Consider the following 10706-nt stretch of genomic DNA (forward strand, 5'->3'; position numbering starts at 1 on the left):
GCCGCGAAGAACAACCCGAAGGACTGGCAGACCTGGTGGTGGGTGTGCCTGGGCGGCGAGGCGGTCTTCATCCCGTTCATCTTCATGATGACCGGGTACTGGCGACCGCGCCGGGCCCGGGAGGAGATCGCGGAGCACGAGCGCTATGTCGCGCAGGAGCTCAGCGCGCTGGGCATGACGTCCACGCCGGCCGCGCCGGAGGCCGCTCCGGACCCCGAGACCGACCCCGGGCCGGCGGCGCCGTCGGAAGCGTGACGAGTCACGACGTCGTGGACCGGATATCGGAATAACTGAACAATCGCGACACACGTAGATCGATCCGCGCGGCTCTTCCCGCGCGGATCGATCTATTCTCGGCGTACCCGTCCGATCACCGAGCCCGCGGAGGCCCGGACCATGCAGCAGCTCACCCTCCTGTTCGTGGTGTTCCTGGCGACGATCGTCGCGGTGCCGGTGAGCGCCCGGCTCGGGCTTCCGTCGCCGGTGCTGATGACGGTGTTCGGCGCGGTCCTGGCGCTGATCCCGGACATCCCGAACCCGAACCTCGAGCCGGACCTGATCCTGCCGCTGGTGCTGCCGCCGCTGCTGTTCGCCGCCGCGCGGCGCACCCACTGGCGGCGGTTCAAGGCCGGGTGGCGGGCGGTGGTGGGATTGGCGATCCTGCTCGTGCTGGTCAGCACCGCCGCGGTGGCCGCCGCGTTCCGCGAACTGGCACCGGACGTGCCGCTCGCCTCCGCGGTGCTGCTCGGCGCGCTGGTCTCGCCGCCCGACCCGGTCGCCGCGACCGCCGTGGCCGGGGACGTCGGGCTGCCGCGCCGGCTGGTGAACACGCTCGAGACGGAGGGCCTGTTCAACGACGTCACCGCGATCGTGCTCTACGGAGTCGCGCTCAGCGCCGCGGTCTCCGGGCACTTCTCCGCGCCGAACGCGCTCGGGAAGCTGCTGCTCTCGGCGGTGATCGCGGTCGTGGTCGGGCTGGGCGTCGGATGGCTTTCCGCGCGGCTGATGGGGCTGCTCGACGACGCGACGCTCCAAGTGGCGCTCAGCCTGCTCGTCCCCTTCGCCGCGTATGTCGCGGCCGACCGCCTGCATGGCTCCGGGGTACTGGCCGTGCTGCTGTGCGGGTTCTACCTGTCCGACACCGCGAGCGCCGACGACGTCGCCTACCGGCTGGTCGGAACAGCCTTCTGGGACATCGTCGAGTTGCTGGTCACCGGATTCGCGTTCGGCTTGATCGGCGAGGAGCTGCACACGGTCGTCGACGAGGTCGGGAACCGGTGGACCGGGCTGCTCGGGCACGCGATGGAGATCGTCGGCGTCGTCGTGTTCGTGCGGCTGCTCTGGCTGCTGCCGAGCGGATGGTTCGCGAACCGGACGCGCCGGGGCGCCGGTGACGACGAGGACGAAGACGCGCCGGGCCCGATCACCTGGCGCGAATCGGTGATCATCTGGTGGGGCGGCATGCGCGGTGTCGTGACGGTCGCACTGGCGCTGGCGATCCCGCTCACGGTGGACGGCGGGGCCGCGTTCCCAGGTCGCGAGCAGATCCTCTTCACGGCGTTCGTGGTGGTTCTGTTCACCCTCGTGGTGCAGGGTCTGACGCTGCCTCTGCTCGTGCGCGTGCTGAGGGTGACCGCCGACGACAAGGCGCGGCGCGACGCGGAGCGGCACCTGTGGTTCCGGGCGGCGAAAGCAGAGCTGCGATATCTCAACGAGATCGCCGACGCGGAGGATGTGCCGGACGAGCTGTACGAGCGGCTCGCCCGGCGGCAGCAGACCCGGCTCGCGGCGGCGTGCCCGGAGAACGTCGACGACGAGCTGCGCGAGCTCGCCGAGAAGCGAGTCAGCGAACTGAGGCAGTTCCGGCAGCTCGAACAGCGCATGATCGCGGCCGGACGCGAGGAGATGCTGGCCGCCCGCGCCGAGCCCGGCACCGACCCGGAGCTGGTGGACCGGGTGATCCGCCGCCTCGACCTGCGCACCGACCGGCGCTGACGCAGCCACCCGGAGCCATTAAGACAACCGGTCGTATCCACCGAATCGCGGCACTGACGAAACTCGCCCTGGCCGGCCCTGAAACGACCGGTCGTATTGAGAAACGCAGCGCAGACCACCATCGCGCCGCTCTCGACGGTCGCGCCGCGGTTCATTCGTGCGCCGCTACAGTGATCGCGTGGCTCTCAACGACAAGTCCCTCGACGAGCTCGTGGACTATCGCCCGGCGCGCACGGAGCCGGAGGATTTCGACCACTTCTGGAGCGCGACGCTCGCCGAGGCCCGCGAGCATCCGCTGAACGCCGTTTTCGAACCCTGCGACACGGGCTTGAAGACCCTTTCGGTCGAGGACGCCACCTTCGCCGGATTCGGCGGCCAACCGATCAAGGGCTGGATGCTGCGTCCCGCCGCCGCCACCGGGCCGCTGCCGACCATCGTCGAGTACATCGGCTACGGGGGCGGCCGCGGGCTGCCGATCGAGCGCCTTCTGTGGTCCAGCGCGGGATACGCGCACTTCATCATGGACACCCGCGGCCAGGGCGGCGCCTGGTCGGTGGGCGACACGCCCGACGACGGCGGTCACGGTGCGGGCCCTGCCTTCCCCGGATTCATGACCCGCGGCGTGCTCTCGCCCGAGACGTATTACTACCGCCGCCTGTACACGGACGCGGTCCGCGCGGTGGAGGCGGCCCGCTCGCATCCGTTCGTCGACCCGGCGCGCCTCGTGGTCCACGGCCGCAGCCAGGGCGGCGGCCTTTCGATCGCCGTGGCCGGTCTGCTGGACGACCTGGCCGGGGTCATCACCGACGTTCCGTTCCTCCAGCACATCCGGCACGCCACCGAGATCACGGACGCGCACCCGTACAAGGAGATCGCCGAGTTCTGCAAGGTGCACCGCGACCGCGTCGACCGGGTCTTCGCGACGCTGGCGTACGTCGACGGGGTCAACTTCGCCGCGCGGGCGGGCGCCCCGGCGCTGTATTCGGCCGGCTTGATGGACGAGATCTGCCCGCCGTCGACCGTATACGCCTCCTTCAATCACTATGCGGGCCCGAAGGAGATGCGGGTCTATGCCTACAACGAGCACGACGGCGGCGGCGCGCACCACGCCACTGCGGCCCTCGCTTTCGCCGCCAGCGTGACGAAGGGCTGATCCACTCGGCGGCCCGTCAGTCGACGCGCTGCTCAATCAAACGTTCGGCAAGGCGGTGGAGGTGCACCACCGGCCCGAGCCGTTCGCCGTGCACGGCGGTATGGGAAAGCAGTTCCGCGGCGACGATCAGCTGCGCGTATCGTCCGGCGGGGCTGTCGAGCACGTCGGCGAAGGTCTCGTGGACGCGCTTCGCGACCTGCGGAACGCCGAGCGCGCTGCAGTAAAGGCTGGCGGCGCCGTATCCGGCGACCGCGGTGCCCCACAGTTCCCAGTCGATGATCCACAGGCCCGGAGCGGTCACGTTGTTCCAGTGCAGATCGAGATGCTCGGTCCGCCAGCGCGGCACGGGGCCGAGATCGACGCGCTCGCCGTAGAAGGCGCTGAGCAGGGAGGCGTAACGCTCGGCGGTGTGCCAGCTGAAGTAGCGATCCGCGGAGTGCTGCGCGAGCCGTTCCAGGGCATGGCGCAGATCGCACCACCAGGAGTCGGGCGCGGCGACGGGTTCGAGCACCTCGCGTCCGGCGGCGACCGGCGGATCCGGGATGTAGGTCATCAGTTCGCCGGCGATCTGGACCGGCACAGGGGTCTGCGTGGCCCACACCGCCCTCGCCTCGACCACCGGCTTCGGCACGCCGACGATCGAGTTGGCGGCCACGTTGCCAGTCCACGCGGCGTGGTCCATCCGCCCCTCGTCGAACGGCGAGACGCGCAGCCACAGGATTCGCTCACCCCTGCGCACACGGGTGCCGATGCTGCGCTCCGAGAAGCTGATCACCGCGTCGCCGAGCTGGTGGATCCCGGGACCGAGCCGCCGCACCGCCTCGTCCAGCGCGCCGCGCAGGAAATCCCGGTAGTACGGCACCTGCACCGAGATCCATCGCGACGACGACATTCGGCGGGCACCTCCCCGGTTTGTTCGGCAGTTCGGGCTCTGCCCGAACCAATGCCGTTCAATCCGACCACGTGCCGGGCTTTTCGCGACGACTATCCACAAACCGTGCCTGAAGGTGCTCGTCCGGTCACCCCATCGGGCTGCACGAGGGGCGGCACGGCGGGCAGGGAGTGCACGGCATGCAGGTCGGACCGCACCCGCGGTCCCGTACGGTGCGGACCCGGTCCAGGTGCTCGACCCGGGCGCCGAATGCGGACCCTGCGAGAATTGCGTCCAGCGGCCCTGATCGAACGCTTCCCGCTACCGCCATTCGGGTGAAGACGCAGGGCACGACGGAGCCGTCGGGCAGGACCGCGGCGCAGCCGTGCCCGCATTCGCCGCAGGTGTCGGTCTCGTCCGGAAGCGCCGCGGCGCCGCGCCCGAACGCGCGCAGCCGGTCGAAGCCGATCGCGTTCTCCGCCAGGCCCAGCGCGATCAGCTCGGTGCGGGCGTGCTCGGTGCCCTGTTCGTCGCCCAGCTCGATGATCCCGGCCCGGATCGGGATGCCCCGCCGAACAGCCTCGGCGATGTTGGCGCGGGTGCGCGCGTGCGAGCCCACCCGGCCGGTGATCGCTTCGTGTGCGTGCGGATCCGCGGAGTACCACGAGGTGGCGATCCGCACCCCGGGCCGAGAGAACACTTCCCAGAGCGCCGCCGGGACGCGGTACAGGTTGGTGTACACCTCGACCTCCAGCCCCAGCTCGAGCGCCCGCCCGACCAGCCGCGCGAAGTCGGGGTGCAGGGTCGGCTCCCCGCCGATCAGCTGTACCTGCTCCACCCCGTGCGCGGCGGCCTGCGCGAGGACCCGCTCCCAGTCCTCCGCCGCCATCGCGCCGTGGTCCCCCGCCGGCGAGCTCTCCGCGTAGCAGTGGACACACTCCAGCTGGCAGCGCCCGGTGATCTCAAGCCAGAGGAATGTGGTCGCTTCCTGTGCAGCCGCAGTCATGATGTCTCCTCCTTGTAGGGCCGCGACAGGGTGTTCGCACCCCCGCTCTGTCTAACCCGCGCCGCCGGTCACAAGCGTTCCCCTGGAACCGACGGCGGGAGCCGACACCTCACCGGCTGATGGCAGAGGAATGACTCACCCCTGGGCCTCCCACCCGCTACCCATCCCCCACGATGACGAAGGGTTCTGATTCTGTCTACGGTATGACGGCGGCTACCGTGCGTGAAGGGGCTGGAGGGATGGCACGACCAGTCTACGGTCCGTGCACGATAGCCGCGGCAATTGCCGAATACATTGCCGCGCACTATCCACAGCGTCGGCGCCTGATCTATCAGAGGTCTGATGACGCGTTCAGTGACCGGTGGGCGGCGCTGTCCGCTACCGCAGACCCGGCTGCTGCTCGCGCGGAGGTCGGTCGGTCGACGCCCTGGCGTTGAGCACAGCCGGCGGCTCGGCGTGGTCGCCCGCCGCGGCCCCGGCGGCGAGTTCCAACAGACGGCGCGCCGCGTGGGCTCCGTAGGAGATCACATCGCGCCGCAGCGCCGTGAGTGCGGGATGGACCAGCTCGCAGAGCACCGTATCGTCCCAGGACACGATCGACAGCTCCTGAGGGACCCGCACGCCGGCTCGCTGCGCGGCCCCGAGCCCGGACACCGCCATCAGATCGTTGTCGAAGACGATCGCGGTGGGCGGATTCGGCGTGGCGAGCAGTGCTGTTGTCGCGTCCGCGCCGCCCTCGGCCGTGTAGTCGGCGGTGACGCAGTCCGCGTCGATATCCGCCTGCCGCGCGGCGGCGAGGAAGGCGTCGGTGCGGATCCTGGTGTGCCAGAGGTCCGGCATGCCGGTCACTCGGGCGATCCTCCGGTGCCCGAGCTGCGCCAGGTGCTCCACGACCGTGCGCGCCCCCGCCACGTCGTCGGTCCACACCGCCGAGAGACCACCGGAGCCCTCCGGCGAGCCGAGCACCACGGCCGGCATCGCGAGTTCCCGGAGCGCCGCCACCCGGGCGTCGTCGACCCGCAGGTCCACCAGGAACACGCCGTCGACCCGGCGCTGCCCCCACCAGGTGCGGTAGAGCTCGATCTCGGTCGCCCGGTCCGGCGCGACTGTGAACAGCAGCGCGGTGTGACCGGCCGCCAGCTCCCCCTGAATCCCGGCGATCAGCTGCATGAAGAACGGCTCGGCGCCGAGGATTCCGGCCGGGCGGTCGATCACCAGCCCGAACGCCCCCGCACGACCGTCGGACAGTGCACGCGCGGCGCTGTTGGGCTGCCAGCCGATCTCCCGCGCGATGTCGAGAATCCGCTGCCGGGTGCTCGGCGAGACGCCCGGCTGGTTGTTCAGGGCGAACGAGACCGCGGCCTTCGTCACCCCGGCCCGCTGCGCGATGTCCGCGATCGTCGGTCGTTTCACCGCATTGGCCTCCTGCACCGCCCGACCCGTTGGCGTGCAGTCTAGGACTTCACCTCACACCTCCGGGTGACGCTTGCGTCGATTGAGCCCCATAGGGCACGCGCGTTCACCGGCGCATCTTCCGGCCGACGCGGACGTGGCGTCACGCCGTGTTGAGCACGTGATCGGGGGCCACGGCTCGGGTCGAGATCCGCCCGGCCTGGCGCAGTGCGTGCACCGTCTCCAGCAGGAGCCCGAGCACGATCGCGGCGATCGCGACGATTCCCAGCCAGGGGAAGGGCGGCAGGGCCACCGTGTTGTGCCCCGAATACACGACCCGGCCCTTGATGCCGACCGGGGCGAGTACCGTCGAGCCGGAGAGCAGGAGCCCGCCGCCGTCCTCGAGATGGGCACCGGTTCGCAGGGCTCTGATCGAGATCCGGTCGGCGCGTACCTCGACGCCCGCGGCCGCGTGCAGCCCGATGGACGCGCCGCTGATCGCGGTGCCGGATAGGGAAACGGCTGCTCCCGCGTCGACGCCGGTGTCGCCGCCAGAGATCGTGCCGCCGGTGATGGAGGTGCCGTGGCTCTCGGCGTCGACGCGCACCCCCATCCGGTCCCCGCTGGTCACCGGATCGACGACAGAACACCGGTCGCACCGCGAGAGCCTGATTCCGCCCACCACGTCCTGTTGACTGGTGAATCCGAGCACGGTCAACCCCGACAGCGCGACCGCGACGACGCCATAATCCTGATTGCCCGACGTGGTGACGCCTTTGAGCGTGCGGCGATCGGGGCCGAAGCCGAGTCGCACCCCGTCGTGGCCATTGTCCGTGCTGGCGACCCCCGACAGTGTGGTGCCGCCGTCGTTCTCCAGCACGAGGCCGTCGAGCGCCGAGTGGCTGACCGAGACGTCTTCGAGGGCTACCATGCGCGACGAGGCCAAGCGCAGGCCGGTGTAGTTACCCGAGACGACCAGCTGCGATGCCTCGCCGGTGGCGCCCTTCCCCCAGGTCACGCCGGACTCATCGGGCGCCGAACGGTTGCCGAGCGCGGCGATCACCGTTCCATCGAAGGCGAGCGTCGCCCCGAGCCCGGCGCGGATGAACGGGCGGGCCGGATCCGTCACGGGCAGCGTGCCGCCGGTCTGCGGGTCGTAGGACGAGATCGCGACCGCTCCGGCACGAAAGGTGCCGCGCGAGACCCAGATCGCCGCGCCGTCGCCCAGACGGACGGCCGCCACGTCGCCCGGCTCAGCTTCGAGCTCGCAACCGTCGGTCACGGAGAGGGCGGAGGTGAAACGAGCGGATCGAGTGGCGGCGTCGTAGGTGGCCCACTGCGCGGGCAGTTCGCGCGCGAGCCAGCCGATCGGCAAAGGCCCCTTCGCCCGCCGCAGGGATTGGAGAACCGTCCCGTTCTCCACGACCAGGACCTTGGTCGGCCCGATCACGGTGAGCAGCGCCGGCTTGCCTTCGCGGGTCCAGATCCCGGTCGCGACGGCCTGGGCGCGTTCGTGTTCGGCGGCGAGTTTCGCTCGCGCAGCCGCGAGTTTGCGCGCGCGGATCTGTTGGAGGTACCGCTGGTGCGCAGCATCCTTCGAAGCCTTCAACGGAGAGATCACGCCCGCCGCCCGGATCGTCACATTCGTCGAAGCGGCGCGAACCGACAGACCGGACACCGAGAACAGCCCGACAGCACCGAGTGCGAGCGCGCCCGCGGCCCATTTACCTGCACGGCGCATGTCAACCGCCCCCCTCGACCGTGCGGACGACCCGCCCGTTCTCGACCTGGACCTGACGCGTCAGCCAGCGTTGCCTGCGGATGGTGAGCAGCGCGAGGAATTTGACGCCCGCCATGACGAAAGTCGCGAGCACGTAGCCCGGGACGAGGAAGAGGTCGACCGGGCGGCGGCGCAGATGTGGCAGGACCTTGACGGCGCGGCTGATCCACCACCACGCGGCGAGACAGCAGACGAAGAACCACTTGCGGTCCACCAGCCCGAGCATCATCAGCGTGGGCGAGACGAAGATGGTCAGGCCGCCGATCGCCTTGTCCAGCATGCAGAAGGCCAGAAAGGGATGGCTCCAGACCCAGCGCCGCGACAGGGCCCGCAGATCGGATCTCCAGGTGTTGCGGGCCCAGCGCAGCCGCTGCTTGCAGAAGACCGGCCAGGTGTCGGGGAAGGTGGACCAGACCCGCGCGGAGCGTTGAAGATAGGTCAGATGGCCCCGCTCCAGTAGCAGCGTCGTCAGCCTCTTGTCGTCGCCGGACATGCACGGCACGCCCCAGAACGTCTCGTTCATGAACTCGTCCGCGATCTCGGTCAGCAGCTCGCGGCGGTAGACGGCGGTGCGTCCGGACAGACAGGACAGCGCCTGCCCCATGACGGTCTGCGCGGCGTTCTCGTCGAAGTACCGGTAGTCCAGGAAGATGTCGTTGACCCGGGGCAGGAATCCGCGCGGGTTGTAAACGTTCTGCCGCGTGGCGACGCCGCCGATCCGGGGGTCGGCGAAGGGTTTGCACACCTCGGCCGCGACGTTCGCGGCCCAGACGGTGTCCGAGTCCACCAACGCGACCAGCGGGGTGGTGCAGCTTTCCCAGCCCCGGCGCAGGGCGTCGCGCTTGCCTGGCACGTGCGTCACCAGGACGCGCACTGGGTAGCGGCGGGCGACCTCGATGCAGGCGGTGTCGGTGGCGTCGATGACCAGCACGACCTCGGCTACCTCGTTGGCCAGCCAGGACTCGATCGCGCGGGCGAAGACGACCGGGTGCTCCTGATAGACGGGCACGACGATGGACAGCGGCAGCCGGTAGTCGTTGTCGACCGGCCGGTACAGCGCCGCGGGCACTCGCCGGAAAAGCCATACCGTCCAGCGGAACAAGCCGAGCACGCCGAGCGGGAAGAAGGCGAGGTAGTGCCGGAGCACGAAGGTCATCGGCCCGCGACTCCGGCGGGCCGGGTGCGCATGGCGGAGACCTCGCCGGCGCCGTCCCGCGCGACCGGAACCGCGCCGATGTCGCCCTGCGTGCCGCGAGCGTCCGCCGCTTCTTCGAGGGCTGCGACCTCGCCGGTGACGATGGCGGCGAGCCGGTCGTTGACCTTCACGGTGGCGCGCAGCAGCGGCATCTCGACGCCGATCGCCTCGGCGAATCCGAGAAATCCACGCGTGTCCTTCGGAAGGCAGACGCCGCCGAAGGGTGCGCCGCCGCGAATGCCGTACTCGGGGTTGAACGATCCTTCGGCGGATCGCGCGACGACGGAGGCGATCCCGTCCAGATCGAGGCCGAGTCTGCGAGCTACAAGCCACATCTCGTTCCAGAAGCTGATCTTCGTGGCGTTGAAGATGTTGTGGGCGCACTTGAGCAGCTCAGCGGCGGCGGGATCGGCGAAGGTCCGCAGTTCGCCGCCGAACGGCCGCAACAGCCCGGCGAGCCGCTCGACGGTGCGGGCGGACCGCGAGGCGATGACCGTCATCCACGGGTGCCGGAAGTCCTCGGCGGCGCAGGCGGCACGCAGGAACTCAGGATTCGAGGCCAAGGCGAAGCCACTGCCGACGGTCCGCCCGGAAGCGGCTTCGAGCGTCCTCTTGACCAATCCGTCCGTCGTTCCCGGCGGGACCGTCGAGCGGACCACGACGGTGTGCGTCCCGACCACGGTGTGCCCGGAGCGGGTCGGCGGCGGCACGCATCCCTGTGCGGCGTCGTGGTCGTGGTCAGCGTCAGACCGGCGGGCAGCGCCGAGCGGCACGCCGTCACGCGGCGCCTCAACGTCGGCGCCTTCATGTCGGGCCGCTTCATTCCCAGCCGCTTCGTTCCCGGCCGCGGGAACGGCGACACCGACACCGTCGTCGTGCGGAGTCCGCATCCCGGCGGCGCCGATCGCGACACCGACGGCCGCGGTACCGGATTCGAGGGCTGACAGGTCGTAGCGGTGACCGTCGTTGGGTGTGGGCAGGGTGAGGAAGACGAACGAGGGTGGCTCGCCGTCGAGAACCAGCTCCTCGCGGGCGTCGAGGCCGAGCCTGCGCAACTGGGCGACCCGTGAGGGGGAGATGTCGACGAAGGTGACGTCATGCCCGGCGGCGAGGAAGCCCTCGCCCGTGGCCTTCCCGACGACTCCCGCGCCGACCACGAAGATCCGAGACTGCCGCACGGCAGCGGCAGCGGTCATGCGTTCTCCCCTCCATCGGGCGGCGCAGGCTTGAACGCGCCGCGCCGCTGCTCGAACCGCCGGGTGCCTGGGCTACGCTGTGGCGGCGGTGACGACTCCGGCACATACCGTAACCGTC

At 70.3% G+C, this 10706-nt stretch carries 8 protein-coding genes and 2 pseudogenes; 3 read left to right on the top strand and 7 right to left on the bottom strand.

What is annotated here, in order from left to right:
* The 3 genes and pseudogenes from VGZ32_RS17680 to VGZ32_RS17690 all read left to right on the top strand — a co-directional run.
* A pseudogene (locus VGZ32_RS17680) lies at positions 1-255 on the top strand (MFS transporter); the annotation flags it as partial.
* Positions 256-396: 141 nt separating this feature from the next.
* A complete protein-coding gene (locus VGZ32_RS17685; RefSeq protein WP_326887172.1) occupies positions 397-1995 on the top strand; it encodes a Na+/H+ antiporter in 1599 nt (532 codons plus the stop codon).
* 178 nt (positions 1996-2173) lie between these two features.
* Positions 2174-3148, top strand: coding sequence for an acetylxylan esterase (locus tag VGZ32_RS17690; RefSeq protein WP_326887173.1), 975 nt, complete (start codon positions 2174-2176; stop codon positions 3146-3148).
* 16 nt (positions 3149-3164) lie between these two features.
* Here the strand turns inward: VGZ32_RS17690 and VGZ32_RS17695 are convergent, their stop codons facing one another.
* From VGZ32_RS17695 to VGZ32_RS17725, 7 genes and pseudogenes are all read right to left on the bottom strand, one after another.
* The gene (locus VGZ32_RS17695) at positions 3165-4040 is read right to left on the bottom strand and encodes a hypothetical protein (RefSeq protein WP_326887174.1); all 876 of its coding nucleotides are present in this window, start codon (positions 4038-4040) and stop codon (positions 3165-3167) included.
* A 127-nt stretch (positions 4041-4167) separates the two neighbouring features.
* The gene (locus VGZ32_RS17700; protein WP_326887175.1) at positions 4168-5025 is read right to left on the bottom strand and encodes a radical SAM/SPASM domain-containing protein; all 858 of its coding nucleotides are present in this window, start codon (positions 5023-5025) and stop codon (positions 4168-4170) included.
* Between the two features lie 378 nt (positions 5026-5403).
* Positions 5404-6438 (bottom strand): LacI family DNA-binding transcriptional regulator, encoded by a 1035-nt coding sequence (locus VGZ32_RS17705; RefSeq protein WP_326887176.1) that lies wholly within the window; start codon positions 6436-6438, stop codon positions 5404-5406.
* A 142-nt stretch (positions 6439-6580) separates the two neighbouring features.
* Entirely contained in the window at positions 6581-8158 is a 1578-nt protein-coding gene (locus tag VGZ32_RS17710; protein ID WP_326887177.1) for a right-handed parallel beta-helix repeat-containing protein, read from the bottom strand.
* Position 8159: 1 nt separating this feature from the next.
* Positions 8160-9353 (bottom strand): glycosyltransferase, encoded by a 1194-nt coding sequence (locus tag VGZ32_RS17715; RefSeq protein ID WP_326887178.1) that lies wholly within the window; start codon positions 9351-9353, stop codon positions 8160-8162.
* On the bottom strand, positions 9350-10282 hold the full coding sequence (locus VGZ32_RS17720; RefSeq protein ID WP_326887179.1) for a hypothetical protein: 933 nt from the start codon (positions 10280-10282) through the stop codon (positions 9350-9352). The genes VGZ32_RS17715 and VGZ32_RS17720 overlap by 4 nt, the downstream gene beginning before the upstream one ends.
* Before the next feature lie 144 nt (positions 10283-10426).
* Positions 10427-10597: pseudogene (locus tag VGZ32_RS17725) on the bottom strand (2-dehydropantoate 2-reductase N-terminal domain-containing protein); the annotation flags it as partial.
* Positions 10598-10706 lie beyond the last annotated feature (109 nt).

The sequence above is a fragment of the Actinocrinis sp. genome (assembly GCF_035938995.1).
Lineage (GTDB): Bacteria > Actinomycetota > Actinomycetes > Streptomycetales > Catenulisporaceae > DASZGI01.